The organism is Priestia sp. YIM B13551 (assembly GCF_042787905.1).
GTDB lineage: Bacteria > Bacillota > Bacilli > Bacillales > Bacillaceae_H > Priestia.
This window is the reverse complement of sequence record NZ_JBHZOX010000001.1, coordinates 361,448-386,931: the sequence shown is the minus strand read 5'-3', so window position 1 is coordinate 386,931 and position 25,484 is coordinate 361,448. Positions and strand designations below refer to the sequence as shown.

Annotated in this window: 27 protein-coding genes; 8 read left to right on the top strand and 19 right to left on the bottom strand. The window is 37.9% G+C overall.

The genetic code is table 11. From position 1 onward, the window contains the following. The first annotated feature begins 122 nt into the window (after positions 1–122). Positions 123–1,718: an alpha-amylase family glycosyl hydrolase gene (locus tag ACFX4N_RS02025; RefSeq protein ID WP_057273238.1), complete on the top strand. Its 1,596-nt coding sequence runs from the start codon at positions 123–125 to the stop codon at positions 1,716–1,718. A gap of 37 nt (positions 1,719–1,755) precedes the next feature. On the opposite strand, the gene ACFX4N_RS02020 is transcribed toward ACFX4N_RS02025, so the two are convergent. Together ACFX4N_RS02020 and ACFX4N_RS02015 are read right to left on the bottom strand one after the other, a co-directional pair. Continuing rightward, positions 1,756–2,214 (bottom strand): GNAT family N-acetyltransferase, encoded by a 459-nt coding sequence (locus tag ACFX4N_RS02020; protein ID WP_013057191.1) that lies wholly within the window; start codon positions 2,212–2,214, stop codon positions 1,756–1,758. Further along, positions 2,201–3,634, bottom strand: a complete 1,434-nt coding sequence (locus ACFX4N_RS02015) for a class I adenylate-forming enzyme family protein (protein WP_057273239.1) — start codon at positions 3,632–3,634, stop codon at positions 2,201–2,203. The genes ACFX4N_RS02020 and ACFX4N_RS02015 overlap by 14 nt, the downstream gene beginning before the upstream one ends. Positions 3,635–3,788: 154 nt before the next feature. On the opposite strand from ACFX4N_RS02015, the gene ACFX4N_RS02010 reads away from it, so the two are divergent. After that, positions 3,789–4,346 carry a biotin transporter BioY gene (locus ACFX4N_RS02010; RefSeq protein ID WP_377260754.1) on the top strand — a complete coding sequence of 186 codons (558 nt, stop codon included), beginning with the start codon at positions 3,789–3,791 and terminating at the stop codon, positions 4,344–4,346. 13 nt (positions 4,347–4,359) lie between these two features. After that, the gene (locus tag ACFX4N_RS02005; protein WP_170959530.1) at positions 4,360–5,454 is read left to right on the top strand and encodes an acetyl-CoA C-acyltransferase; all 1,095 of its coding nucleotides are present in this window, start codon (positions 4,360–4,362) and stop codon (positions 5,452–5,454) included. An 11-nt stretch (positions 5,455–5,465) separates the two neighbouring features. On the opposite strand, the gene ACFX4N_RS02000 is transcribed toward ACFX4N_RS02005, so the two are convergent. From ACFX4N_RS02000 to ACFX4N_RS01975, 6 genes are all read right to left on the bottom strand, one after another. Then, positions 5,466–6,122: an MtnX-like HAD-IB family phosphatase gene (locus ACFX4N_RS02000; RefSeq protein WP_377260750.1), complete on the bottom strand. Its 657-nt coding sequence runs from the start codon at positions 6,120–6,122 to the stop codon at positions 5,466–5,468. A 17-nt stretch (positions 6,123–6,139) separates the two neighbouring features. Next, the gene (locus ACFX4N_RS01995; protein ID WP_377260747.1) at positions 6,140–9,346 is read right to left on the bottom strand and encodes an SNF2 helicase associated domain-containing protein; all 3,207 of its coding nucleotides are present in this window, start codon (positions 9,344–9,346) and stop codon (positions 6,140–6,142) included. 132 nt (positions 9,347–9,478) lie between these two features. Then, complete coding sequence (locus ACFX4N_RS01990) at positions 9,479–10,696, bottom strand: MFS transporter (RefSeq protein ID WP_098548395.1); 1,218 nt, start codon at positions 10,694–10,696, stop codon at positions 9,479–9,481. Then, on the bottom strand, positions 10,696–11,235 hold the full coding sequence (locus tag ACFX4N_RS01985) for an NADPH-dependent FMN reductase (protein WP_013057198.1): 540 nt from the start codon (positions 11,233–11,235) through the stop codon (positions 10,696–10,698). Before ACFX4N_RS01985 ends, ACFX4N_RS01990 begins: the two co-directional genes overlap by 1 nt. A gap of 139 nt (positions 11,236–11,374) precedes the next feature. Continuing rightward, complete coding sequence (locus tag ACFX4N_RS01980; RefSeq protein WP_013057199.1) at positions 11,375–12,013, bottom strand: response regulator; 639 nt, start codon at positions 12,011–12,013, stop codon at positions 11,375–11,377. Between the two features lie 15 nt (positions 12,014–12,028). Next, positions 12,029–13,147 carry a GAF domain-containing sensor histidine kinase gene (locus tag ACFX4N_RS01975; protein ID WP_013057200.1) on the bottom strand — a complete coding sequence of 373 codons (1,119 nt, stop codon included), beginning with the start codon at positions 13,145–13,147 and terminating at the stop codon, positions 12,029–12,031. Positions 13,148–13,483: 336 nt separating this feature from the next. On the opposite strand from ACFX4N_RS01975, the gene ACFX4N_RS01970 reads away from it, so the two are divergent. Both ACFX4N_RS01970 and ACFX4N_RS01965 read left to right on the top strand, forming a co-directional pair. Further along, entirely contained in the window at positions 13,484–13,822 is a 339-nt protein-coding gene (locus ACFX4N_RS01970) for a hypothetical protein (protein WP_013057201.1), read from the top strand. Between the two features lie 95 nt (positions 13,823–13,917). After that, positions 13,918–14,202 (top strand): hypothetical protein, encoded by a 285-nt coding sequence (locus ACFX4N_RS01965; RefSeq protein ID WP_029321972.1) that lies wholly within the window; start codon positions 13,918–13,920, stop codon positions 14,200–14,202. A 44-nt stretch (positions 14,203–14,246) separates the two neighbouring features. Here ACFX4N_RS01965 and ACFX4N_RS01960 read toward each other — a convergent pair whose 3' ends face one another. Further along, complete coding sequence (locus ACFX4N_RS01960; protein ID WP_013057203.1) at positions 14,247–14,804, bottom strand: helix-turn-helix domain-containing protein; 558 nt, start codon at positions 14,802–14,804, stop codon at positions 14,247–14,249. A 100-nt stretch (positions 14,805–14,904) separates the two neighbouring features. Here ACFX4N_RS01960 and ACFX4N_RS01955 point away from each other — a divergent pair, with 100 nt between their 5' ends. Further along, positions 14,905–15,882 (top strand): DMT family transporter, encoded by a 978-nt coding sequence (locus ACFX4N_RS01955; RefSeq protein ID WP_013057204.1) that lies wholly within the window; start codon positions 14,905–14,907, stop codon positions 15,880–15,882. Between the two features lie 46 nt (positions 15,883–15,928). Here the strand turns inward: ACFX4N_RS01955 and ACFX4N_RS01950 are convergent, their stop codons facing one another. Further along, entirely contained in the window at positions 15,929–16,717 is a 789-nt protein-coding gene (locus tag ACFX4N_RS01950; protein ID WP_301264359.1) for a DUF4240 domain-containing protein, read from the bottom strand. A 365-nt stretch (positions 16,718–17,082) separates the two neighbouring features. On the opposite strand from ACFX4N_RS01950, the gene ACFX4N_RS01945 reads away from it, so the two are divergent. After that, on the top strand, positions 17,083–17,511 hold the full coding sequence (locus ACFX4N_RS01945; RefSeq protein WP_274589406.1) for a GNAT family N-acetyltransferase: 429 nt from the start codon (positions 17,083–17,085) through the stop codon (positions 17,509–17,511). 67 nt (positions 17,512–17,578) lie between these two features. On the opposite strand, the gene ilvD is transcribed toward ACFX4N_RS01945, so the two are convergent. Continuing rightward, a complete protein-coding gene (gene ilvD / locus ACFX4N_RS01940) occupies positions 17,579–19,255 on the bottom strand; it encodes a dihydroxy-acid dehydratase (RefSeq protein WP_013057207.1) in 1,677 nt (558 codons plus the stop codon). Between the two features lie 225 nt (positions 19,256–19,480). On the opposite strand from ilvD, the gene ACFX4N_RS01935 reads away from it, so the two are divergent. After that, positions 19,481–20,425 (top strand): alpha/beta hydrolase, encoded by a 945-nt coding sequence (locus ACFX4N_RS01935; RefSeq protein ID WP_029321980.1) that lies wholly within the window; start codon positions 19,481–19,483, stop codon positions 20,423–20,425. A gap of 19 nt (positions 20,426–20,444) precedes the next feature. On the opposite strand, the gene ACFX4N_RS01930 is transcribed toward ACFX4N_RS01935, so the two are convergent. The 8 genes from ACFX4N_RS01930 to ACFX4N_RS01895 form a co-directional block, all read right to left on the bottom strand. Then, positions 20,445–21,371, bottom strand: coding sequence for a manganese-dependent inorganic pyrophosphatase (locus tag ACFX4N_RS01930; RefSeq protein WP_013057209.1), 927 nt, complete (start codon positions 21,369–21,371; stop codon positions 20,445–20,447). 255 nt (positions 21,372–21,626) lie between these two features. Continuing rightward, a complete protein-coding gene (locus ACFX4N_RS01925) occupies positions 21,627–21,815 on the bottom strand; it encodes a hypothetical protein (RefSeq protein ID WP_223272358.1) in 189 nt (62 codons plus the stop codon). Between the two features lie 75 nt (positions 21,816–21,890). After that, positions 21,891–22,079, bottom strand: a complete 189-nt coding sequence (locus ACFX4N_RS01920; RefSeq protein WP_244659688.1) for a hypothetical protein — start codon at positions 22,077–22,079, stop codon at positions 21,891–21,893. A 106-nt stretch (positions 22,080–22,185) separates the two neighbouring features. Next, complete coding sequence (locus tag ACFX4N_RS01915) at positions 22,186–22,467, bottom strand: hypothetical protein (protein ID WP_029321983.1); 282 nt, start codon at positions 22,465–22,467, stop codon at positions 22,186–22,188. A gap of 137 nt (positions 22,468–22,604) precedes the next feature. Further along, positions 22,605–22,832 (bottom strand): hypothetical protein, encoded by a 228-nt coding sequence (locus ACFX4N_RS01910; RefSeq protein ID WP_029321985.1) that lies wholly within the window; start codon positions 22,830–22,832, stop codon positions 22,605–22,607. 217 nt (positions 22,833–23,049) lie between these two features. Beyond that, positions 23,050–24,123, bottom strand: a complete 1,074-nt coding sequence (locus tag ACFX4N_RS01905) for a branched-chain amino acid aminotransferase (protein ID WP_328142954.1) — start codon at positions 24,121–24,123, stop codon at positions 23,050–23,052. A gap of 219 nt (positions 24,124–24,342) precedes the next feature. After that, complete coding sequence (locus ACFX4N_RS01900; protein WP_057273249.1) at positions 24,343–24,828, bottom strand: hypothetical protein; 486 nt, start codon at positions 24,826–24,828, stop codon at positions 24,343–24,345. A gap of 20 nt (positions 24,829–24,848) precedes the next feature. Further along, a complete protein-coding gene (locus ACFX4N_RS01895; RefSeq protein WP_057273250.1) occupies positions 24,849–25,376 on the bottom strand; it encodes a lysophospholipid acyltransferase family protein in 528 nt (175 codons plus the stop codon). Between the last annotated feature and the right edge of the window lie 108 nt (positions 25,377–25,484).

The window sequence follows — 25,484 nt, the reverse complement described above, 5'->3', positions numbered from 1 at the left end:
AATGTCATTAGACGCAGTAAACAAACAGGTTGTCAGAAAAATTACTAGTTCAAAATAATCAAAATGAAATTTTCGTTGTAATCGTTTTCAAATAGGTGCTATATTTCAATTGTAGTCAATTTATGCAAACGATTGCAAAAAAAGGGGATGAAACGATGAAAGGAAAAAAATGGACAGCTTTAGCACTAACACTGCCGCTGGCTGCTAGCTTATCAACAGGCGTTCACGCCGAAACCGTACATAAAGGTAAGTCTGAAGCAGCAGATAAAAACGGTGTCTTTTATGAGGTGTATGTAAACTCTTTTTACGATGCAAATAAAGATGGACATGGTGATTTAAAAGGTCTGACACAAAAGTTGGATTATTTAAATGACGGCAATTCTCATACAAAGAATGATCTTCAAGTAAACGGGATTTGGATGATGCCCGTAAACCCTTCTCCTAGCTATCATAAATATGATGTAACGGACTATTATAATATTGATCCACAGTATGGAAGTCTGCAAGATTTTCGCAAACTGATGAAAGAAGCAGACAAACGAGACGTAAAAGTTATTATGGACCTCGTTGTGAATCATACGAGCAGTGAACACCCTTGGTTTCAAGCTGCGTTAAAAGATAAAAACAGCAAGTACAGAGATTACTATATTTGGGCTGATAAAAATACCGACCTGAATGAAAAAGGATCTTGGGGACAGCAAGTATGGCATAAAGCTCCAAACGGAGAGTATTTTTACGGAACGTTCTGGGAAGGAATGCCTGACTTAAATTACGATAACCCTGAAGTAAGAAAAGAAATGATTAACGTCGGAAAGTTTTGGCTAAAGCAAGGCGTTGATGGCTTCCGCTTAGATGCTGCCCTTCATATCTTTAAAGGTCAAACACCTGAAGGCGCTAAGAAAAATATCCTTTGGTGGAATGAGTTTAGAGATGCGATGAAAAAAGAAAACCCTAACGTATATCTAACGGGTGAAGTATGGGATCAACCGGAAGTGGTAGCCCCTTACTATCAATCGCTTGATTCTTTATTTAACTTTGATTTAGCAGGAAAAATTGTCAGCTCTGTAAAAGCGGGAAATGATCAAGGAATCGCTACTGCAGCAGCGGCAACTGATGAGCTGTTCAAATCATACAATCCAAATAAAATTGACGGCATTTTCTTAACCAACCATGACCAAAACCGCGTCATGAGTGAGCTGAGCGGCGATGTGAACAAAGCAAAATCAGCTGCTTCTATCTTACTTACGCTTCCTGGCAACCCGTATATTTATTACGGTGAAGAAATCGGCATGACCGGTGAAAAGCCTGATGAGTTAATCCGTGAACCGTTCCGCTGGTACGAAGGAAACGGACTTGGACAAACTAGCTGGGAAACGCCTGTATATAACAAAGGCGGAAACGGTGTGTCAGTAGAAGCACAAACAAAACAAAAGGATTCTTTGTTAAATCATTACCGTGAAATGATTCGTGTGCGTCAACAGCACGAAGAGTTAGTAAAAGGAACGCTTCAATCTATTTCAGTAGACAGTAAAGAAGTTGTTGCTTATAGCCGTACGTATAAAGGCAACTCGATTAGCGTGTATCATAATATTTCAAATCAACCTGTAAGAGTATCTGTAGCAGCGAAAGGTAAATTGATTTTTGCTAGTGAAAAAGGTGCTAAGAAAGTCAAAAATCAGCTTGTGATTCCGGCGAATGCGACGGTTTTAATAAAATAATATAAAAGAAATCCGTGGATGAACCCACGGATTTCTTTTATATCTCTTTTCCCAAGCAGTTAACTTGATTATGATGAAGCGGCTTAGTGGCATAATGCGTAAAACCAAGGCGCTCCCAAAACAGCTTGGCTCTAGGATTTTGAGACAGAACGCCAAGGCGTAGAACGGAAACTCCCTCTTCTTTTAGCTTGTCTTCAAACGCTAGATACGCCTGCGTTCCGAAACTGAAATTGTGATAAGCGCTATGAATGATAAATGCTCCAATCCACGGATGGTCATCGTTTGGGTTTTGTTTCATGTAATCAATAACCCCTACGTATGTATCGTCGGCTTTTATAAAGTAACTGTCTGTTTTTTCGTTCATGTATTCTTTAAAAAGCTCTTCTTCACCCCGCTCTTTTTTGCCGTTTTCTAACACGTTATAAGCTTCGTTTGAATTGATAATCTCTGACACAATATACATCGTGTCAGCTGTAATAGGTTCAAATGAAATCATATGTCTTCCCTTCTTTCTCTGCAAAGTAGCTGTATATCGTTGCTTTGTCAATTTTACCATTTTTCATTCGCGGAAAGGACGTTAAAACTCTCCATACGCGCGGGATTTTATAAGCAGATACTCGTTTTGTCAGTGCTTGTCTCACATCAGAAAGAGAAACGTTCTCTAAGACAATTGCTGCACCGACTACTTCTGAACGTTCAGCATCTACTACGCTAAAAACGGCTGCTTCGCTAACGCCGGGTATTTGCAAAAGCAACTCTTCGATTTCTTCAGCATACACTAAGCTTCCGCTGCTTTTAATCACGTTTTTGTCTCTTCCTACGATGGTAATGCTTCCGTCTTGAAGCTGAACCGCAATATCATGCGACGTAACATATCCGTTAAAAAATGAGCGGTTCGTTTCTTCGCTGTCCTTAACAAACCCTTCAAATGCTTGAGTTGTTTTCACAAATAGTGTTCCTTTATCTCCTTTTTCTACTTCTTTTCCACGCTCGTTCAGGATTAAAACGTCTACGCTGTCAACAGGATAGCCTACTGTATGAGGCAGCGTTTCAGCTGTATGTGGTGAAAGCACCGTAACAAATCCCATTTCAGAAGATCCGTAATATTCATACAGATAGGCATTAGGAAACGCTTGTGAAAATTTCTTTCGAACGGAAGGAGATAATTTATTGCCTACTGAAATTACGGTTTTTGGCAGAAGTCGTTTTTCTTTTGGTCTGCTTTGTACATAACGAAGCAACGGAGAAATTAATGCGGGTGTAATAGACATACAGCTAGCTTCCTTGTTAAAAACAGCCGAAGGTGTAAACGATTCTAGCATGATAGCGTGCATGCCGCTGCAAAGCGCATGCAAGACTGGGTAAAGCTGGGCAGAATACGAGATATGTAAAGGAACAAGCACTTTGTCGTGTTGCTCTAAAGAAAATATATCGGACCACTCTTGAAATGATGAAGACCAAGAATAATGCGATTTTACAAATCCTTTTGGTCTCCCTGTTGACCCAGAGGTAAATCCAAATAAAAATAAATCGGACAGTGCATTCACTCGCCGTACGGGCAGGATTGGTTTTTCTTTTGTTGTGTTAGTTAAAGAAGATGTGTTCCATAGCCAATTTGGGGATTGAATAGAAAAATAGGTATCCACTTCCGCCTCTGTTAACTCATTATGTAAAAGCATCACAATTCCACCAGCTTTTAAAATCGCTAAAAATGACACAACAGCTTCTACATTGTTTGGCATACTTAACGCAACGAGCTCCCCTTTTTCCATCCCTTTTTCCTGCAGCTGATTTTCGGCTTTGCATACATGATCCCACATTTGACCGTAGCTTAGCTTATTAATAGAATCCGATAGTGCCAGGTTGCCAGGCGTTTGTTGACACTGATAAAAAATTAGTTCTTCAATTCGTTTCATTACTGCTTAAACTCCCTTTTTCTTTTACTTTTAGTGTATCGTAAATGTACGTTTGAGAAAACAAAAATGTAAACTTATATAAAAATTAAGTTGACTAATTTGAGTTTTATAAGATACGATAGTCATGTTTTATCATACATAGCGGAGGTTTACGATGAAAACAAAAGATATGACGTACGTTGCATTATTCACGGCTATAATGGGAGCTCTAGGCCTCGTCCCTCCTATTTTTTTATCCTTTACACCCGTTCCAATTACCCTTCAGCCTATGGGTGTTATGCTATCGGGAGGAATTCTTGGAGCTAGACTAGGAGCTTTAAGTCAATTTCTTTTTTTATGTTTGCTAGCAGCTGGCGTTCCTTTACTTGCTGGAGGGCGCGGAGGAATCGGGGTATTCTTGAGTCCGAGTGCTGGGTATATCATTGGCTATGTGTTTGCAGCTTTCTTTATTGGCTGGACGCTATCACAGTTAAAAAATGTAACGGTTGCAAAGGCATTTGCCGTAAATGTGTTATTTGGCATTGTGTTAGTATACGCATGCGGCATTCCTGTACAGGCAATGCAGCTTCACATTCCGTTTCTGAAGTCCCTTCAGCTAAGCTTTGTTTATCTTCCGGGTGACTTCATAAAAGCAGCGGTCGCGGCGTATTTAATTACAAAAGTTCGAAAAGCAGTAGCGGTACCTGACCGTTCTAAAACGGCTTCTATGTAAGGAAGTGATGACCATGTATCAAGCAGCAGTTGTAAAAGCGAAGCGTACAGTGATTGGAAAAGAAAACGGCGCACTTAAAAATTTTCGTGTTCAAGAGCTAGCGGCTCCTTTATTAAAACAGCTTAGCGCTGGAATCGAGCATGAAATTGATGACATTATTTTAGGCAATGTTGTAGGTCCAGGAGGAAATGTAGCTAGACTATCCGCCTTAGAAGCAGAGCTCCCTTTTTCTATCCCGGGAATGACCATTGATCGTCAGTGCGGAGCGGGCTTAGAGGCTATTCGAATGGCCAGCTATTTGATAAAAGCTGGCGCTGGAACGTGTTATTTAGCTGGAGGAGTTGAAAGTACAAGTACTTCTCCTTTTGAAAAAAGAGCACGTTTTTCTCCTGATAAAATTGGTGACCCTGACATGGGGATCGCAGCAGAAAACGTAGCCCAGCAATACAATATATCTAAAGACCAGCAGGATAGGTATGCTCTTTTAAGCCATGAAAGAAGCTGGGAGTCTTTTGAAAAGAGATTGTTTGAAGAAGAAACGCTTCCTCTTTCAAATGTGATGCATGATGAAGCGTTTATGAAAAACCGAAACCTAACAAAGCTGCTTCAAAAAGCCAGCCCCGTCTTTTTAAAAAAAGACGGTACCGTCACTGCAGCCAACAGCTGTGGAATTAATGACGGGGCCTGCGTTACACTTGTGATGGAAGAGCAAAAAGCACGCGCCTTAGGATTTCAGCCCGTTTTACGTTTTATAGACGCTGATATTTCAGGCGTGTCGCCTCTATACCCTGCTATTGCGCCCGTTTCTGCGATTAAAAATATCTTGAAGCGAAATTCTCTTACGATAGATGACATTGACTTATTTGAAATCAATGAAGCCTTTGCCGTTAAAGTTGTTGCTTGTATGCAAGAACTGGGGATATCAGAAGAGAAAGTAAATATTCGCGGAGGAGCGTTGACGCTGGGACACCCATACGGAGCATCAGGAGCTATTTTAGCCACGCGTCTTTTTTATGAAAGCAAGCGCCGTGACGTGCGATATGTAATAGCTGCTTTAGGGAGCGGAGGCGGAATAGGAACAGCGGTATTATTTGAAGTAATCAAATAATACCGCTGTTTTTATGTCTTGCTTATCACATTGTGCTGCATTAAATACCGCTCAATATCTTTAAATGTCTCAACTGGAACAAATGAAACGTTTTGTTCGCGCAGTAAATCCTGCAAAGAATCTTTTGCAAATGTGACATCTGCATATTTTGCCGGATGTGAATCCGGCTCGCTGTCTCCAGCAAAATAAATCGTTTCGTATGTCTCTTTTAGTTCTTGAATAACAGCAGATTTATCAATGCCGTAGCGTTCTGAATGCCATCTGTGAGCAGGGTCTAGACGCAAGTAAACATTGTTTTGATGGAAATATCCTTCATTCGAATAAACTTCCACTTTTTCAACACCGTATTTATCTAAAATCGGTTTAATATAGTACGTTGTTCCAGCGCTTAAAATATAAAAATCCCCGCGGTTTTTCTGAACAGTTTTAATAAAAGCGGGCACGTATTCATCAATTGGAATATTCGCTACTTCTTCTAAAATTTTCGGTTCTTCCTGGTGAATGGATTGAAAAACAGTAGATAAAAAATCAATATCTTTCATTTCTCCTGCTTTCCATCGGTGGAAAAGTTCTTCACCTTCTGGAAAATACTTTTCAATCACAATCCAGTAAAAATCTTTTTTTGAAATTGTTCCATCAAAATCTGATACAAACGCCCATTTTTTCATTCCTCACACATCCTTTGCTACATACTAAGCAGTTCTCGAAGCTCTTCTTCTGTCAAACTGGAAAGCATTGTTTCTCCCGGCTGAATAACCTGTTCGATGAGTTCTTTTTTCTTTTGCTGCAAGCCGTAAATTTTTTCTTCGATGGTTCCTTGAGAAATAAGCTTGATGACCTGCACAACATTTTTTTGCCCAATGCGGTGTGCACGGCCTGCCGCTTGTTCTTCAATCGCCGGGTTCCACCATAAGTCATATAAAATAACCGTATCGGCTCCCGTTAAATTTAAGCCTGTGCCTCCGGCTTTTAATGAAATTAAGAAAATGTCTTGTTCTCCATTATTAAACCGATCCGCCATTTCCACTCGTTCTTTTGATGGCGTTTGACCGTCTAAATAAAAGTATGAGAGATTATCTTTTTGAAGCTCTTCTCGAATAATGTGAAGCATGCTTGTAAACTGAGAAAAGATTAACAAGCGTTTTCCATTGGCAACCGCATTTCTTGTAATCTCAAGCAGCTGCTCTAATTTGCTTGAACACCCTTCGTAATTTTCAACGAATAAAGACGGATGACAGCAAATCTGGCGAAGTCTTGTTAATCCCGCTAAGATCTTCATTCGGTTTTTATTAAAATCTTCACCGGCTAAAGATGATTTTAATTGCTCTAAATAGCCTACATATAACTCTTTTTGTTCTTTAGTCAGCTCAGATAAATGAGTTGTTTCAATTTTATCAGGCAGTTCTTTTAACACATCCTTTTTTACTCGTCGCAGTAAAAATGGTCTTACAATTCGACTGACCTGCTCCGATGACATGTTTTTAAACTGGCGAAGCCCTGGAAATAAACCAGGAAGAATGGTCTGGAAAATTGACCAAAGCTCATCAAGTGAGTTTTCAATAGGGGTACCGCTCAGCGCAAAACGTTTTTTAGCTGAAATAGTCCTAACAGCTACTGCTGTCTTCGTTGTATGATTTTTAATACTCTGAGCCTCATCTAGAATTAAAGCATGAAAATGAAGGTGCTGATACAAATCAATATCTTGACGCAGCGTTGGATAAGATGTGATCCATACGTCAGCTGTGCGTTTTAGCTTCTCCTCACGCTCGCTCGGCGTTCCTGTAATGGTTTGAACCGTTAAATTCGGTGCAAATTTCTCCAATTCGTTGCGCCAGTTATAAATCAAGGAAGCCGGCACAACAATTAAAAAAGCACTGCTATCTTCATCAAGCTCTTTTTCAGATAGGATATAGGCAATGCTTTGAAGCGTTTTTCCAAGCCCCATATCATCAGCCAGCACGCCTCCTAAAGAGTAGTGAGCCAGAGATTTAAACCACTTAAACCCATTGTACTGATAATCACGCAGTGATGCCTGCAAGGATTCCGGTACTTCCCAATCCATTTCCTCTGGGGATTTGAGCTGTGTAAGTAACCTTTTAAATGCTGAGCCAAACTTAGCAGCTGATTTATCACCCGCACTCATAATCTCTTCCACTTGCATCCCTCTGTATAAAGGTACTTGCAATGAGTTATCCTTTAAGTCTTTCTCGGTTACGTTCAGCTCACGAAACAGATTTTGAATATGCTCAAAGCCTTCATTTTCAAGAGGAATAAACGCACCGTTATCTAGACGATGATAGCTTTTCTTTTCTAAAACAGATTTTAAAACAGCTTGAACGGTCTGATGATTAATGTCTCCTAAATCAAAATTAATTTCTAATAATCCATTGCTGTTTTTGATGTCAACCGTTGTTACTGGCGCAGAAAAATCCGTATAAGCATAATCTTTCATCTCATCCGTAATATACACATCCGCTATTTCATCAAGCTTTGGAACAATATGAAACAAAAATTCATATAAAGATGATTCATCTTGATTTAAATACAGCTGGTTTTTATAAATGTTTAAAGGAGCTGTTTCAATTAAATCCATCACGCGGTCTTCTTTTTCTAAATCTCGTATTAAGATTTTATCGTACTTTTCAGGTTGAGGTAAAAATGGATTAATTGAAATCTCTCCGTAGTGGTACCGAAGCGTCACAAACAGCTGTTCATCTTCCTGGTCAATAAATACTTTTGCTTTTAGTTCAGGTGCAATAATCTGATGGGATACTTCTTTTGCGATATCCACTTTTCCCACTTTTTTTAGTCCTGGAACGACGTGTGATAAAAAATTGCCCATCTGCTCTTCTGCTATAGGTACGACTGGCTTCAAAGGCGCCGTTTTTCGAAGCCCTTCAAGAAGCATACGCTGATCTTGAGATAGCTCATAAAACGTCCCGTTTAAAAATAGCCACCCGTATCGATCAAAAAATGAAGCTTGATGAAGTTCAGTAAAGTCTAACTCAAATCCAGCTGTCGGGTGCTTATTTAATTGAAACGAAAAAGGAGTTGAGCTTTCAGCAAAGATAATATTTTCATATGAGTGCCCGTCATGAATAAATATAAAGCTCCGATCTTTGAGCAATTGAAATAACTCTTTGGCTATGATAGAGGGAATGATTAGTTCTCTGTTATTTGCAGACGAACGATACATGGAATAAGAATTTTTATAAAATGATTCATTTGTCATAATATCCATCAGCAGCTCAATGATTTTCCTATCTTCTTCTATAAAAAAATGTTCCGCCGGGTCATATTCGAAGCGCTTGGTAAATTCGTGAGTTTTGAATTCTTTAGCGTCTGTTAAAAATTCTTGAATGTTTTTTACTACATACGTCCGGTCGACGCCTACTTTCATTTCAAGCGCTACGTACATTCCTTCTGAACGTAAAAATTCTTCTGAGTAAGACTTGCAAATAAATTCCACTTTCAACGGATCTTTATCTGCATATTTTCTGTGGTCGCTTATTGTTTGCTGATAGCTTGAAAATAAGTCAATAAAATGATTTACATTCTCGTATTCTTTGCTTTGGCGAAAAGGCTTCGTTTTAATTGGCTGCGGCTTTGCTCGCTCATCGCAAATGGTTAATAAAACAGCTACTTCGTGTTTGCATTCTGAAAACTCGTGATAAGCAGGACAATCGCAGAATGAATAAAAAGAATTTCCTTTTTGTTCAACCATTACCGTATACATTTCCGCCCCTCGAACGGCTGCTGTCCACGTAGTGGTCTGTTCATTGTATTCCAAGTCGAGCACACGTCCCTGCTTGTAATACGTGTGTCCTCTATAGTACGTTCTGCTTGAGTACGAATCTTTTAATTGTTCTTTGTTTAATGTTTTATTTATCATCGCTTCACAATCTTCCAATCGCATAACAGTCAATGCTGTTTCTGTTTAATTTCTATTCAGAACAAATAATGTTCAACGTCATAAACGTTGAACATTATTTGTCAATTTCTCTATTATAACATGCAACAGACATTATAAAACACTCTTAAGCAATGCAGACTGTTTTCGCTTTTTTCTTTTGTAGAGTATCCAGCCCGCTCCAGCCGATGATAATAAAAGTAGACTCAGCCCTAAAAAAGCCAGTCCTATACGATCGTTAGCCGTAACGTACGTAAAGAAGAAAATCAGTAAAATCCGAATTCCTAACGTAATAAAGCGAAAACAGCTGTCGACTCTTCCCACGATGATATTCGGTATTTTTTGCATCATAAACGTATTTCGAGCTACTCTTGTACCTGCATTTGCAAAAGCAAGAAGAAACACAATAGAAAAATAAATCGGCAGAAGTTTCATAAAGAAGAGGATAGATATGCCGAGTGCAAAAAGGCTTATATTAAGCATAATGGCTAGCTCAGTGCCTGTTCTTTTCATAATAGATACGATGAATACCCCTGCCGTTAATGCCCCGAAACCATATACCGCACTTTCAATTCCATATGCTGCTGGACTTGCTTTTAATTCTTGAGTCAGATAAATAGGAAATAAATAGTTCGTCATCATCACAGCGATGAAAGGCATAAAAGAAAGCAGTAAAAAAATAGAGACGGAGCGATTTTCTTTTATAAATGTTAAACCTTCTTTCATGGCAGTGTGTTTCTTGTCGCTTCGTTCACTGCTTTGTTTATATGGAATACTCCATAGACAAAGAAATGCAGCTATATACGTAGATGCATCTACTGTTAAAATCCACTGAAGCGACCAACGAGTAATGACTAGACTCGCTATAGCGCCTGCAAGCATACTCGATAGCTGACCTTGTATTTCCATGATACTGTTTAATGATTGAAACGCATCTTTTGAAAAAACTTCTTGATTTAAAGCAAAAATCGTTGGATAAAAAAACGTGTAGTAAAGGTTTCCGGTTCCGTACAAAATTACGTAGTGAATCGTTGAATAATCGGTAACAAAACCGACGATTACAAATAACATGACCGTGATAAAACCTATCAATTCTACGGTTAACAGCAGTTTCTTTCGTGACATTCGATCAATAAGAACACCTATATAAGGAGTAGCCATAAAGCTAATCACCGTCATAATCAGCATAATCGTGCCAAATAGTCTATTTCCATGTGGAGATGCAACTAACAGTAAAGGAATGGCAAGCATCGTAATACCGGAGCCGATAGAGGATAAAACATTAGCAGCTACTACGGCCTGAAAGCGCCGGTCTTTATGGAGCGCCTTCATCAAACATTTTGCTTAGCTTCTAAAATTTGCTTAGACACTTGTGTATACAGAGTCAGCTCATTAACTAATTCATGAATTCCGTTAGCTGCGTTTTTTCGTAAAGTCCCTTTTTCCAAGATGTCTGCAGGGTCTAATACCAACTGCTTAGATAGAACATTCGCATACAAAGCGCGTGTAACGGTTCTAAGGTTATTTAAAGCATTAATGCCTCCTTTTCCTCCTCCTGATACTGCTAAAAGTGCTACGGGCTTATGCGCAAAATACGCACTGTTTAAGAAGTCAAACGCGTTTTTCAACGCTCCGCTCATAGCTCCGTGGTACTCGGGCGTCGCAAGTAAAATACCATCTGCTTTTTCTATTTTTTCAATTAACTCTTGTACTTCTTCTGTTTCGTACTGATGAGGTTCACCTGTGAATATAGGAAGCGATAATTGGCTTAAATCTAGAAAAGAACTTTGATAGCTTTTGTGAAGCTCTCTCGTCACTTGTGTTGTTCGACCTGTTTCTCTAGGACTTCCATTCATAATAAGTATGTTCATGTTTATCTACTCCTCTGTCGTTTGGTTATACGTATAGTATAGGGATGATTGAACTTTTTTTCGTCATGCTATTGATAGAAAGAAAGCTACCAATATAGACGGAGAAGCACAGAGAAAAACCTACAACTAAAGTCGTAGGTTAGGAAATTCCGTGCTGCACAGCATATAGAGCAGCTTGCGTGCGGTCTTGAACCCCAAGCTTCGATAAAATATTAGATACATGTGTTTTTACTGTTTTTTCCGTAATATGTAAGGCAACACCGATTTCTTTGTTGCTTTTTCCTTTTGCAATTTCTTTTAATACGTCTTTTTCTCGTTTTGTTAAGTGGTCAATAAAATTGACTTTCTTTTCGCTGCTTTTAGTTAAGCGTGTTAGCAAGTGTGTGGTGACTTTTGGATGAAGCTGATTTTCTCCGTTCATTAGCTTTCGAATAGCTGCTACAAGTTCATCTGGGTCACTTTCTTTTAGCTGATAGCCTGAAGCTCCAGCTTCTAGTGCCGGTATCACATGGTCTTGATCCGAAAAGCTTGTTAAAATCATGACTTGTATATGCGGTGCTTGTTTTTTTAATTCTTTTGTTGCTTCGATTCCATCGAGAACCGGCATCGATAAATCCATTAAAACAATGTGTGGTTCTAGGGATGTCGCTAACTTTAAAGCTTCCTCTCCGTTGGAAGCTTCTCCTACAATTTCTAAGTCTGGCTGCGTCTGTAAGAAAAAGACAAGCCCTTTTCGGACAACGTGGTGATCATCTGCGATTAGAATCTTTATTTTCATATGCGCTCCTTTCTGTTATGAAAGAGGAATAGATACTTCCACAACCGTTCCGTTTCCTATGCTGCTTGTAACAGATAGTTTTCCATTTAATCTTTTTATTCGCTCTTGCATGGTTTTTAATCCAAGCGTCGGCAATTCTGCTGAAGCACTATACATAAACCCATTGCCGCTATCTTGGACTTTCATGATCACTTGTTCTCTGCTTATATTTACGTTTAAATGTACATCTGCTGTACCCGCATGCTTTCGGCAATTATTAAAAGCTTCTTGGCCGACTCTCCACAGTGTCTCTTCAATCACAGCAGGCAAAACCGACACACCTTTAATTTGTTCTGTTACGTTAAGACCTAGCATTTGACCATAGCTTTTTAACGCACTGACGATGCCGTTTTCTAACCCTTGAGGACGAAGCTGCCAAATTAATGCTTTCATTTCCACTTGAGCATGCTGAGCGGTTTCTTGGATTAAGGAAAAAGTCTCTTTTAACTGCACATCTTTCGCTAAGCTGCTTCCGGCTTTGGCTGTGACATTAATTGAAAATAACAGTTGATTAACAGAATCGTGAAGATCTTTTGCCAGTCTGTTTCTTTCTTCAATAAGCTTTACCTCCTGCTGAGATTGAGTCAGCTTAATCCGCTTGATAGCCGTGCCAATTTGAAGAGCGACGGATCCTAATAAATCAAGCTCTCGCTGTTCAAAATGAATTTTATGAGGGGCAGCTACATTTAATAATCCAAAGCGCTCATCCCCTGCTTGTAAAGGAACCGTTGCGTGATGGGTAATGTCGTGTGTATCCCCCCACTCATGAATGACGGAATCTTCAAGTCTCTTGCACTCCATAATATTAGACGCTTTTTGAAGCCGGCCATCCATATACCGATCAACACACCAGCAGCTTCCGTTACACATAGGCTGAGCGGTTTTATTTAATAAAGCCGGCGGCAAATGCTGAGCGGCAATCATCTCATGTTTTCCATTTTCGTCAATAAAAAAGATCCATCCTGTTTGTAAATCTGTTATTTGCAGCAGTTTTAAAAGAGCATCGTGAAGCATTGTATGTAAATTAGTGCCTTCATTTAAAATCTCGGCAATGTCTTTTAAAATCTTAAGCTCTGAAATATGATCTTTTTCCATAGCCTCTCTCCTATATGATGTATTTTCCATTTTTTATTTTATCACAATTAAAGACGATTCCGGCTCATAGGACGTTATTTTTAAGGTGTTTGCGCTTAGGTATGTAAGAGTTTTTGACATCAATAATAAAAATTTCAAAAAGTATGTCAGGTAGTTTAACAATTAGCTAGAGTCTTTATGTAAAACGAACTATACTACAGATAATTCACGTAAGAAAAGAAAAAACGAAAGGAAATGAGAAGAAAAAAATATTAAAATTAATACATTGAAAACGCTTCCAAATATGAAGGCATAGTGCTATTATATAATTATTAACAGAATAGGGATGTGAGAAAGATGAATAAATTATTTTTAGAAGAGTTACGATACATTATCTTGTGTGAAGTGCCTATGACAAAGTACCGAGTAGAGCAGCTTCAAGACAAATTTGATCAAAGCCCATACTTAATTAATGAACTTTATCAACTCCTATTCGAAAAGCGTCACATTTTAGCTTTTGTTGATGATATTGAATCATCCCTGTATGACTATATTGTGAATAAAGAAATGATGGATGCTAAAACGTATTATGGAGCTATTGCACATGTAGCAAATCTTTTCGGCGAAACGCCTACATATATAAAATGCAAAATAAAAAAATATAGACAGTCTTCGATTTCAAGTATCAGTGCCTAAAAGTTGCGCACAGCTGATTCAAATAAAAAGCAAAAAAGAAATCCTAGCACAAGGGTTTCTTTTTTGTACCACTAACATATAGGGAGGAAAATAAGATGAAGACATTTTTTATCACGAATCGCTATTCGTTTCTCGAAAAGCAAGTAGATGAATACATGCAATCTTTACTGGTAAAAACACCTGAACAAGTTATTTTATATTTCGAAAGACAAATTCGAAAGTATAAAGTATATTTACAGAAAAAACATCATTACCCAGAGTGTATGGTTCAATCTATCCACCGTTTGATTGAAGAATATTCATTAATTATCATTAGAGTGAAAAAATATATTAGCTATCAAAACAAGCTGATGAATAAACAGCTCTTAGAGCCGCAGTAAAACGAATCATTTTTTATGGTTCGTTTTACTGCGGCTCTGCCGTTTTACTCCTCATATTTTAGCAGTAAATGCAGAACAGCGGGACGTTCTTCAAGATTTTTGTATGAGTGTACATGACTTCCTTCAAATTTTATAGAGTCAAATTGTTTTAGCTCGTATAGCTCTTCTTCTATTTTCATTTCGATTCTTCCTTCCATTACCGTTGCTACTTCAATTAATCCTTTATGATGAGGTTCGGGACAGTATGTAGCGAGAGGAGAAAGAAAGGCTCGGTACATTTCAATAGTTGAATCTATTTGATTTTGAAAAATAAATTCTACTTTCCATGCTTCGTCCGGTCCTTTGAGAGAAAAACCTTCTCCGCACTTAGATACAGCTACTGAAGGTTCTACTGACACTAATTTAGTTAAAGGGATATTTAAACCTGTTGTTATTTTCCACATTACTCCTAGGGTTGGATTAGTCTCCCCTCTTTCAATTTTCCCTAACGTAAGTTTGCTCACTCCCGTCCTATCTGCTAATTCATCGAGTGTGAATTCTCGCTGTGTTCTTATTTTTCTAAGCTCGTTGCCTACCTTTTTCATCATTTCTTCTGAATGCATTTTTACCTTCCTTTCTTTTGTATATTATGGTACACTTTTTTTGTATCTAAGTATACTATAATATATATTTAGGTATTTTTATTAATTAGGAGGAAAAAGTATGAAAGCAATTTTATGGGGGCTTCTCTCGTCCATGTTCTTTTCTGCTACATTTATTGTGAATCGCGCCATGAATGTATCTGGAACAAGCTGGGCTTGGACAGCATCTCTTCGTTTTTTATTAGCACTACCTATTTTACTCATTTTAGTACTTGTACAAAAGAAGTTTACACCATTATGGATGGAAATGAAAAAGCATCCTTTCGCTTGGTTAGGCTGGGGAACTCTTGCAGGAATTGGATTTTATTCATTATTAAGTTTTTCTTCACTTTTTGGACCGTCATGGCTCATAGCTGGAACGTGGCAAGTAACGATCTTGGCAGGTGCGCTCATTTCTCCACTTTTCTATGTAACGATTCAAACTGCAGACGGAAACAAAAAAGTAAGAGGAAACATTCCACTCAAAACGCTTGGTATTTCAACGTTTATTTTAGCGGGTGTGATTCTCATGCAAGTTAAAGAAGCTGAAAACATCACGCTTTCACAGTTTGTGTTGGGTTTTCTCCCTGTCGTCATGGCTGCTTTTTTATATCCGCTTGGAAATCGAAAAATGATGGAAGTTTGCAAAGGGAAATTAGATACATTTCAACGTGTTTTAGGTATGGCTATCGGCAGTATACCGCTAAGTATCATCTATGCGATATATGGATTTTATACAACTGGTATGCCAACAGCTCCTCAGTTTTCGCAAGCTTTTATATTAGCGATGAGTTCAGGTGTAATTGCGACAATGACGTTCTTTCACGCAACAGACTTGGCAAAAGAAAATTTAGCTTTGCTGGGAGCTGTCGAAGCAACTCAATCGGGCAGCATGATTTTTACAGTGTTTGGAGAAGTGTTTTTATTAAATGGGCGTGTGCCAACAGGGATAGCTTTAGCTGGTATGATGGTAATCGTAATCGGAATGATTATGAACAGTATGCTAAACAAAAAAACAAAACTGTCTTCGGCCGGTCCTTCACGTACTCTATCAAAATAAGAAAAGAGGAGATGAAAATCTGTTTAAAGGTTTTCATCTCCTCTTTTTAATATTCGAGATGATTGTTCCAATAGCGATTCCAAAGCACAGGGAATCGCATCTGTAAACCATCCTCATCATCTTCATCCCAATCAAGATCCAAATCTTGCTCATCGTACCACATTGGATCAAACTGGTCATATTTATCATAATAGTAGTCGTTATCTAAACCTGTCTTTTCTTCATAAGCTTCACACGCTACAGCAAGTAATTCTTCTAATTGAGGAGCATATCCTTCTGCTTCTAGTGGTTGAAGAACAGAAATCATCGTCTCAGGAGATTCAATTGCTTTATAATAAATGTCTTTTCCTTGATATAAAAGCCACGCTCTAAAATAATCAAAATAATCATCTGAACAACCGCCCATTACAATATAAGCTGCTGCCCACAATGAAGAAGTATAGGATTGATCAAAATGCTGATTTAACAGCTGATCAAAGCGGAAAATGTCTTTTTCAGAACGCTTTGCTAGCGTTGAGCGGAGCCATTCCATTTGCTCGTCGACATCTATTTTTGTCTTCGCCTTTTTTATCAGTTCCCAAAAGAGATCCTCTGACATCGTGCTGCCTTTCATTACTTGCATTGAACAAGTTAAAGGCTTATACCCTTTCTTCAATTTTGCACGAATCAGCTTTTCAGCTTCCGCTTCACAAGCTTCTGCGGAAGCAAACTCTTTTACTTGCATGCGACCGGCTGTATCAACTTTTCCAAAGTGAATGACTAACTTGCTGTCTCTTCTTTCAACTTTCCAAAATTTATTCGATTGCTCATCTTTATACACTAAGGTTATTTGCATGATACATTCCCCTTTTTCATCCTACTACTATTGTGAATATTTCTCTTTTTACAAGTTATGTAGAGCCATGGCGCTTCATAATACATTTTCTTTCCTTTTGTAACATGTTCCAGTTGATTTTAATTCTTTCTAAAGTTTGTTAAAAGCTGAAGCGCTATTTTTTGATTATATTTCGCTCAGCATTTAAATTTAATGCTACTGATACAGTTCAAACAGCGAGAAATTAAAACATCATGTATGTAATATTTCACTTGTTTGTTTTTTGTTGCATTTACAACATTTTGTTTTTCCTTTATACTCTTTCATATCAGATATCTTTATTATACAAAAAAGAATCATAAATTCGCAGCAAAGGAAGGATTTTAATGAAAATTAAGCAAGTTACAACAAAAGAGCAGCTTGAAGAAGTATTTCATATACGTAAAACAGTGTTTGTTGAAGAACAAGGCGTGCCATTAAAAGATGAATTTGATGAACATGAGGAAACGGCAAAACATATATTGATTTACTATAACAATGAACCGGCAGCTTCTGGTAGATTCCGCATAGTAGACGATTACGCCAAAATAGAGCGGATATGCGTATTAAAGGAATTTAGAAAATACGGGCTCGGAAAAGAAGTGGTGGCCAGCTTGGAAGAAGCAGCGAAAAAAGAAGGATTAACTCAAGCTAAGCTTCACGGTCAAGTTCAAGCTGAATCATTTTATCATAAATTAGGGTATAAGACTGTTTCTGATGTATTTATGGAAGACGGTATTCCACACGTTATAATGAAAAAAGAATTTACGTTTTAAAAATCTTCTTGTACACAGTTACTTCAGTAAAGAAAAAGGCTCTCTACTGAGAGCCTTTTTTGTACTATTAGATTTTCATAATTCCGCCTGTGCTTGCAGAAGTTACAAGTTTAGAATATCTTGCAAGATAGCCTTTTTTCACTTTTGGCTCAAAGCCTTTCCAGTTTGCTTTTCGTTCTTCCCAAACATCTGGAGAAACTTGAACATTCATCGAACGATCTTCAATGTCAATCACGATGTGGTCGCCATCTTCTACAAATGCTAGCGGGCCGCCTTCAGCAGCTTCTGGAGATGCGTGGCCAATTGATAATCCACGAGAAGCGCCAGAGAAGCGTCCGTCCGTTAATAGAGCTACTTTTGCACCTAGTCCCATTCCCATGATTTGAGAAGTTGGAGCTAGCATTTCAGGCATTCCCGGGCCGCCTTTTGGTCCTTCATAACGAATGACTACGACATGTCCTTCTTTTACTTTGCCGTTAGCAATACCGTGCAGCGCCTCGTCTTGAGACTCAAATACAATTGCTGGTCCTTCGTGGCGAGTAATGCCGTCTTGAACACCGCCTGTTTTAATAATCGCGCCGTCTGGAGCTAAGTTACCAAATAATACAGCAAGTCCGCCTTTTTCGGTGAACGGCTTATCGATTGGATGGATAACGTTATAGTCTTTTACATCGCATCCGGCAATGTTTTCACCTAGCGTTTTTCCAGTAACTGTCATAGTATCTAAATGAAGAGCCCCTTCTTTTTTAGATAGCTCGTTTAAAGCAGCTGATACGCCTCCTGCTTCATGTAAGTCTTCAATAAATACATCAGAAGCCGGAGCCAGTTTTGCCAAGTGAGGCACGCGTTCTGCCACTTCATTAATACGCTCTAATGGATACTCAATTTCAGCTTCATTCGCAAGAGCTAGCGTATGAAGAACTGTATTTGTAGAACCACCTAACGCCATGTCCAAAGCAAACGCGTTGTCGATTGCTTTTTCTGTTACGATATCACGTGGTTTTAAATCTAATTTAATTAATTCCATAAGCTGTTTAGCTGATTTCTTAACGAATTCTCTACGTTCAGGAGCAACTGCTAAGATTGTACCGTTTCCAGGTAAAGCAAGTCCTAACGCTTCAGCTAAGCAGTTCATTGAGTTCGCTGTAAACATTCCTGAACAAGATCCGCATGTCGGACAGCCGAATTGTTCTAATTCAAGTAATCCCTTATCATCAAGTTTACCAGCTTGATGAGCTCCTACGCCTTCAAATACTGAAGAAAGAGAAATCTTACGACCGTCGCTCGTTACGCCAGCCTTCATTGGTCCGCCGCTAACAAAAACTGTCGGAATATTCAGACGTAATGAAGCCATTAACATCCCAGGCGTGATTTTATCACAGTTTGGAATACATACCATTCCATCAAACCAGTGAGCAGATACTACCGTTTCAACTGAGTCAGCAATGATTTCACGACTTGGTAATGAATAGCGCATACCGATATGTCCCATCGCAATACCGTCATCTACACCGATAGTGTTCATTTCAAAAGGTACGCCACCAGCTTCGCGAATCGCATCTTTTACGATTTTACCAAACTCTTGCAAGTGAACATGACCTGGTACAATATCAATATATGAATTGACAACCGCAATAAACGGTTTGCCGAAATCCTCTTCTTTTACACCAGCTGCACGCAGTAGGCTGCGGTGCGGTGCTCTGTCGAATCCTTTTTTGATCATGTTACTTCTTAATTCTGCCACAATAATTCCCTCCGTATTCATCTAACCTATTAAAAACTGAATCTTTTTAAATTGTTTAATAATTTTTAATATAAATACTAATTTAACAAATCACATAAAGGTTTGTAAAGGTTTATGACAAAATAATCATTTTTTATTTCAAAATAGTAAAATCACCTGCATAAATTAGTATAATATATACATATATCCCTTATTTTACAAGGGAGCGGAAGGTGGATGCTGAGCATGAAACAATCCTTTTATTACAGAGGTCATCAGGAAAAAGAAATATTTGCACAAAAATGGGATGTTGAAAACAATTCTGCAAAAGGCGTTGTTCAAATAGCCCATGGGATGGCCGAACATATTGGACGCTACGAATACTTTGCTAATGTATTAACTCAACATGGCTACATCGTATATGGAAATGATCACCGCGGTCACGGTCAAACAGCTTTAAAAGATGAAGAAAAGCGTTTTTTTGCTGAAGAAAATGGTTTTGACACCGTAGTTTACGACATGATTGCTCTGACTAAGCACATTTCAACGGAACACTCCGGTCTACCAATCTTTCTTTTCGGTCACAGCATGGGTTCTTTTCTAACGAGAAGATATATTCAATTGAATACAGAGCACATTCATGGTGTGATGCTCTCAGGTACTGGCAGCATTCCTTCCCTTTCACTGAAGGGCGGCATATTAGCTGCGACAATAGAGAAAAAAAGAAAAGGATTACGATCTGCTAGTCCATTGCTTGATAAACTTTCTTTTGGACAGTATAACAAATCCTTTCATCCTGCTCGAACACCTTTTGACTGGTTAAGTCAAGATAATGAGGCTGTAGATTTATATGTAAATGACCCTTACTGCGGAGGAGTTTTCACAGCGGGATTTTTCTATGACTTATTAACAGGAATCAAACAAATCTCTAACTTAGCTAATATAAAGCTAGTACCATCAAACCTGCCTGTTTATTTAATATCTGGAGAACATGATCCAGTAGGCAGCTATACAAAAGGGGTACTCAAAGTATATAACGACTTTAAAAAAGCCGGATTGCAGGACGTAAGCTACCGCTTTTTTACACAGTGCCGTCATGAGTTGCTTAATGAATTAAATAAAGATGAAGTGATAGAAGATATACTAAATTGGCTTGACGTGCAAATGGACAAAAAAACGGTTCGTGTCTAGACACGAACCGTTTTTTTTATTAAGCAAATACAGATGTTAATACAGGCACTACTTGTTTTTTACGTGATACAACGCCTTCTAAGACAGCTGTATTGTTTTCAAGCGTTACGTTGTATGCTTCTTCTACTTTTGAAGCAGCAGAACCTAATGCTAATGCAGTAGAGTTGCTGTTTAAAATATCTGTAACAACTAAAAGGAATAATTGTAATCCTTTTTCTTCGATTGTTTTAGTAATAGCTTCTTCCAATTCAACTTTGCGCACTAAAACGTCGTTTACGTCAATTGCATTCACTTGTGCAATTTCTACTTTGCTTGTACCCATGCTGAATTCTTTAGCATCTAATGAAATTAATTGTGAAGCTGTTTTATCGCCTAAGTCAGCTCCAGCTTTCAGCATTGCTAATCCGTACTCTTCTGCATCTACGCCTGCAATTTCCGCTAATTCTTTAGCAGCTGCAACGTCCTGGTCTGTGCAAGTTGGTGATTTGAATAATAAAGAATCAGAAATGATAGCTGATAGCATAAGACCTGCGATGTTAGGTTCGATTTCTACGCCGTTTTCTTTATACATCTTGTTTAAGATCGTTGCCGTACATCCAACTGGCTCTGCACGATAGTATAAAGGATCTGCTGTTTCAAAGTTAGCAATACGGTGATGATCAATTACTTCAAGCACACGAACTTGATCAATATCGTTTGCACTTTGTTGGCGTTCGTTGTGGTCCACTAAAATAACTTCATTTGTTTCTTTAGATACTTCATCAACGAAACGTGGTAGTTCAGCGTTGAACTTTTCAAGAGCAAATTGCGTTTCACCGTTAATATCGCCTAATCGAACTGGTTCAGCGTCTACACCTAATTTATTCTTTAAATCAGCGTATGCAATTGCAGAACAGATTGTATCTGTGTCAGGATTTTTATGTCCAAAAATTAACGTCTTTGCCATCTTAAATCTCTCTCCTTCTTACGTATGTAAATAGCATTCTTGCGTAAATTTAGTTAATTCGTTCACGCAACATTGCCATTTTAACATAAACTTTTACATTATTTTAATTTTTTTGCGAAAAATGATATTCATCCGCAGATATTTTGCGATTTTGTATCTTTTTCATAGTAAAAACACCTCTATTTCCGATATAAATAGAGGGTTTTATACGTTCATTATATAAAAGTTAGCGATAAAACACAACCCGTCTCTCTATTACTTGATAGATAACTTAAACGCAGTATCTTGCCACTTTTGATAAAGAAAAAGTAGAACAGCAACAACCATCATTAGTACAAATAATAAAAAATGATTCATTTCCTTCAGTGTATAAATATTTAGCTTTTCAAAAATAGGATTCATAACAAATGCTTGAAACAAATCAAATGCTGCATTGATAATCATAAACATCCAAAAGTCAGGATAGGTAAAATAAAAAGCGTGCCTATTATAAATATGCCAAAAGGAAAAGGCGTCATATTAACGAAGAAAAAAAAGAGTTTTATTCACTTCCCACCAGTTAAAGCCATCTGCAATTTGAAAAACCATCGTTAACAATACCACTCCAAATAGTGATACAGCCATATACCGCTTCACTCGCTCTTTATCCACTGCAAAAAGCAATAGCCAAGGACCGATAAAAAACACCCACATTACAATTTGCGCCATGAACATTCCGCCTTTCATTTCAAAAAAAGAGAATATACATTATTCTGTCCTTATTTGTGTAAAACAACCAAAAAAAGCACCCCTTCATAAGGGGTGCTTTTTTTAGTTATCGTCGCAGTGTAAAATCGAAATGTTCATTTACTTTGGCTCCTAGCTCTTCAAGAAACTGCTGAGCCGTCATTCCTTCTACGCTTTGGGTATACCAAGCAAGCTGAGATTTTTTATGAACATTGTTGTAATATACATCTCTTGACCAATATGTTTTTGATCGGTATGTATAATTAAAGTGAATGAATAGTTCACTCCCGTCTGGACACTGCAACAATACGCGGTAATGTGGATTACGACGATTTTTATCTAAACTCATTTCTTTGATCTGCGCTAACATTATTCACCTCTAAAGCCATTACTTAATCATTTAAAGGTAAATGCCACACCTCGCTATATCCTAGCTCTGCCATCAACTAGAAAATCATATATTTTCTAAAATTCTACACGATATAGGACAAAAGAGGAAGAGATAATTTATTGATGGACGTGTAAAGTTTCATATAAATCTTTTAGCTGCTCAGGGTATTGAGACCTTACGTAATAACCCGTAGGACGGTGCTCGATTAAATGAGAAGCAAACAAATAGCCGATGAGCACGTGCATTTGTTCATCTGAGGTTTCTTGGCTTAATTCTCTTTCGAGTCGTTCAGCTAAGTGTGAAGCCAGCTGTTTAATTTTTTCATCATGTGATAAAAAAAGCATTTTGTTCCCCCTTATAACGAATAAGTAATGCTGTGAATTTCAATAAAGACAAAGTATTGCTTTTATAAGGAAAATTATATTTTATTTTACAACAAAAGTATATAATTAGTTCTAAATATTCAAAAAATAACTTGTTTCTTTTGGACTATTCGGCAATAAAAAAAGAAGCGGGAGCTGTCCGCTTCTTTTACGTAAAAAGATATTCGACTACCGAAATTTATTCTACTTCCACTGCCCAGCCGAATGGGTCTTCCACTGTACCACTTTGAATACCTGTTAGAGTGTCATACAGTTTTTGTGATACTTCTCCTGTGTTTCCATCGTTGATGACCATTTTCTCGTTATTCCAAAATAGTTCGCCAATTGGAGAAATAACTGCAGCTGTACCTGTTCCAAATGCCTCTTCTAGTTTGCCTTCGGAATAAGCTTGCTTAATTTCTTCCATAGAAATACGGCGCTCAGTTACAGGCATATCCCAGTGTTTTAGCAGCTCAATGATAGATTTACGCGTAATTCCTTCCAAAATGCTTCCGTTCACAGATGGCGTTACTACTTCTCCATCGATTTTGAAGAAAATATTCATGCTTCCTACTTCTTCAATGTACTTGCGTTCAACTCCGTCTAACCACAGTACTTGTGAATAGCCTTTTGAGTCAGAAAGCTGCTGAGCTTTTAAGCTTGAAGCATAGTTTCCGCCTGTTTTAGCTGTCCCTGTCCCTCCGGCTACAGCACGAACAAATTCGCTTTCAACCGCAATTTTTACAGGAGCAATCCCTTCTTTGTAATATGAACCAACTGGAGAAAGAATAATGATAAATTGATAGCGGTCAGATGGCGCTACTCCTAAGTAAGGCTCTGTTGCGATGACAAACGGGCGAATGTATAGTGATGTACCTTCAGCAGTAGGAATCCATTCGCGGTCAATTTTAATCAGCTGCTTTAACGCTTCTAGCGCTAAGTTTTCATCAACATGAGGAATACAAAGACGATCGTTTGATTTATTTAAACGTTTGAAGTTCTCATCTGGTCTAAATAATAATACTTGCTCTTTTTTTGTTACATATGCTTTTAGTCCTTCAAAAACAGACTGCCCGTAATGAAAGATCATGGATGCCGGATCTAATGTGATAGGTTGATAAGGGACAATACGAGCATCGTGCCATCCTTGGCCTTCTGTATAATCCATAATGAACATATGGTCCGTAAAGACTTTCCCGAATTGCAATTGATCAGATTGCGGCTTTTCTTTTTTTGTTTGACTTAGTGTTACATCGATTGAATAAGTTGTCATAGTTGTTTCTCCTTGCTCTTTATATTTACGGGTTTTTCGCTTAAACCTCTATATAAGTTACATTGTACAACTTTAGGGAAGAGTGTCACAATAGTTAGAGACGAAAAATTCTAAAAATTTTATAAAAATTATAAAGAAATAGCACCTAATCGAATTAAGTGCTGAATTGAAAAGGTTTTCTTTCTAAAAAAACTATTTCTACATTTTATTTATAACTATTTATAAACCAATTTTCACTCGAAGCTTTTCATCTTGTATTGAAAATTGTTTGATTTTCCCTACTGGAATGACCTTCACTTTATCAATTTCATTGAGATTGATATGAATTTGTTTTTCTTCATACGTAGTAACAGGCGGCTTGTGAAAAATTCGATAGTTGATCCAATTTTGATTAAGAGGTTTCATTTCATGGATTTTGAATAGAAGCGTACGTTCTTTTGCCTCAAGAGGTTCTAGCACAATGGAAAATGGAATTCTCACCAGAAATTTTTTAATAATTCCATTCACGTGAATATAGGAGTCTTGAAATGAAATAGAGAATTGCTGAATTTGATCTTGCTTTGTCATTTGCTTTTGAAAAATTCGCATGAGCATAGAAGCGGATATAGGAACGGTTACGCCACTTTCAGCCATCTTTTCTTTCATTTTTGCCTGCACATCATCACTAATTACATTGTTTAACTTTCTCTGTACCCAATCCTTCATGATGCACCTCCGCTATGAAGTTATCTTGCTGTTTCCTCTAACGCACGAATTGAAGCTGTTAAATGGTTTGACACGTCGGCAAGGCGATCTTTTGTCAGTTTATCTTCTCCAAGGTAGATAGGTTTTCCAAAGGAGATAACAATAGGAACCTTCGAAAATAGTTCTTTTACATTTGCGGGTCCTTTGTAAACCGCGGGTACAATAGGAACCTTTGCTATACTCCCTATAGTGACTGCTCCTCTTTTTAAGGGAACGTCTTCCTCTGTTCGCGTGCCTCTAGGAAAAATCCCGACGATATGTCCTTCTTTTGCTAATTTAATAGGTGTTTTAATGCTGCTGGGTCCCGGGTTGTTACGATCTACTGGGAATGCGTTGAGTTTTTTTAACACATTACTAGTGAGTATATGATTAAAAAGCTCCTTTTTTGCCATAAAATGAATTTGGTGAGGCAAAATAGCCGCACCAAGCGCTACAACGTCTACCCATCCCTTATGCGAACAAGCGATCACAAAACCTGTGTTTGTTGGTAAAGACTCTTTATTCCTTATGTAAAGCTTACCTCTTCTTTTTAATAAAAATTTACATACGTGTGAGCCGCAAGATTATACATAAACATTTCTTCTTCCCTCTATTATTTGAAAATATATACAAAAATT

Coding starts and splice junctions, on each gene's coding strand:
- ACFX4N_RS02025 (WP_057273238.1), top strand. CDS start 123: ATGCAAACGATTGCAAAAAAAGGGGATGAAACGATGAAAGGAAAAAAA.
- ACFX4N_RS02020 (WP_013057191.1), bottom strand. CDS start 2,214: ATGATTTCATTTGAACCTATTACAGCTGACACGATGTATATTGTGTCA.
- ACFX4N_RS02015 (WP_057273239.1), bottom strand. CDS start 3,634: ATGAAACGAATTGAAGAACTAATTTTTTATCAGTGTCAACAAACGCCT.
- ACFX4N_RS02010 (WP_377260754.1), top strand. CDS start 3,789: ATGAAAACAAAAGATATGACGTACGTTGCATTATTCACGGCTATAATG.
- ACFX4N_RS02005 (WP_170959530.1), top strand. CDS start 4,360: ATGTATCAAGCAGCAGTTGTAAAAGCGAAGCGTACAGTGATTGGAAAA.
- ACFX4N_RS02000 (WP_377260750.1), bottom strand. CDS start 6,122: ATGAAAAAATGGGCGTTTGTATCAGATTTTGATGGAACAATTTCAAAA.
- ACFX4N_RS01995 (WP_377260747.1), bottom strand. CDS start 9,346: ATGATAAATAAAACATTAAACAAAGAACAATTAAAAGATTCGTACTCA.
- ACFX4N_RS01990 (WP_098548395.1), bottom strand. CDS start 10,696: ATGAAGGCGCTCCATAAAGACCGGCGCTTTCAGGCCGTAGTAGCTGCT.
- ACFX4N_RS01985 (WP_013057198.1), bottom strand. CDS start 11,235: ATGAACATACTTATTATGAATGGAAGTCCTAGAGAAACAGGTCGAACA.
- ACFX4N_RS01980 (WP_013057199.1), bottom strand. CDS start 12,013: ATGAAAATAAAGATTCTAATCGCAGATGATCACCACGTTGTCCGAAAA.
- ACFX4N_RS01975 (WP_013057200.1), bottom strand. CDS start 13,147: ATGGAAAAAGATCATATTTCAGAGCTTAAGATTTTAAAAGACATTGCC.
- ACFX4N_RS01970 (WP_013057201.1), top strand. CDS start 13,484: ATGAATAAATTATTTTTAGAAGAGTTACGATACATTATCTTGTGTGAA.
- ACFX4N_RS01965 (WP_029321972.1), top strand. CDS start 13,918: ATGAAGACATTTTTTATCACGAATCGCTATTCGTTTCTCGAAAAGCAA.
- ACFX4N_RS01960 (WP_013057203.1), bottom strand. CDS start 14,804: ATGCATTCAGAAGAAATGATGAAAAAGGTAGGCAACGAGCTTAGAAAA.
- ACFX4N_RS01955 (WP_013057204.1), top strand. CDS start 14,905: ATGAAAGCAATTTTATGGGGGCTTCTCTCGTCCATGTTCTTTTCTGCT.
- ACFX4N_RS01950 (WP_301264359.1), bottom strand. CDS start 16,717: ATGCAAATAACCTTAGTGTATAAAGATGAGCAATCGAATAAATTTTGG.
- ACFX4N_RS01945 (WP_274589406.1), top strand. CDS start 17,083: ATGAAAATTAAGCAAGTTACAACAAAAGAGCAGCTTGAAGAAGTATTT.
- ACFX4N_RS01935 (WP_029321980.1), top strand. CDS start 19,481: ATGAAACAATCCTTTTATTACAGAGGTCATCAGGAAAAAGAAATATTT.
- ACFX4N_RS01930 (WP_013057209.1), bottom strand. CDS start 21,371: ATGGCAAAGACGTTAATTTTTGGACATAAAAATCCTGACACAGATACA.
- ACFX4N_RS01925 (WP_223272358.1), bottom strand. CDS start 21,815: ATGATTATCAATGCAGCATTTGATTTGTTTCAAGCATTTGTTATGAAT.
- ACFX4N_RS01920 (WP_244659688.1), bottom strand. CDS start 22,079: ATGGCGCAAATTGTAATGTGGGTGTTTTTTATCGGTCCTTGGCTATTG.
- ACFX4N_RS01915 (WP_029321983.1), bottom strand. CDS start 22,467: ATGTTAGCGCAGATCAAAGAAATGAGTTTAGATAAAAATCGTCGTAAT.
- ACFX4N_RS01910 (WP_029321985.1), bottom strand. CDS start 22,832: ATGCTTTTTTTATCACATGATGAAAAAATTAAACAGCTGGCTTCACAC.
- ACFX4N_RS01905 (WP_328142954.1), bottom strand. CDS start 24,123: ATGACAACTTATTCAATCGATGTAACACTAAGTCAAACAAAAAAAGAA.
- ACFX4N_RS01900 (WP_057273249.1), bottom strand. CDS start 24,828: ATGAAGGATTGGGTACAGAGAAAGTTAAACAATGTAATTAGTGATGAT.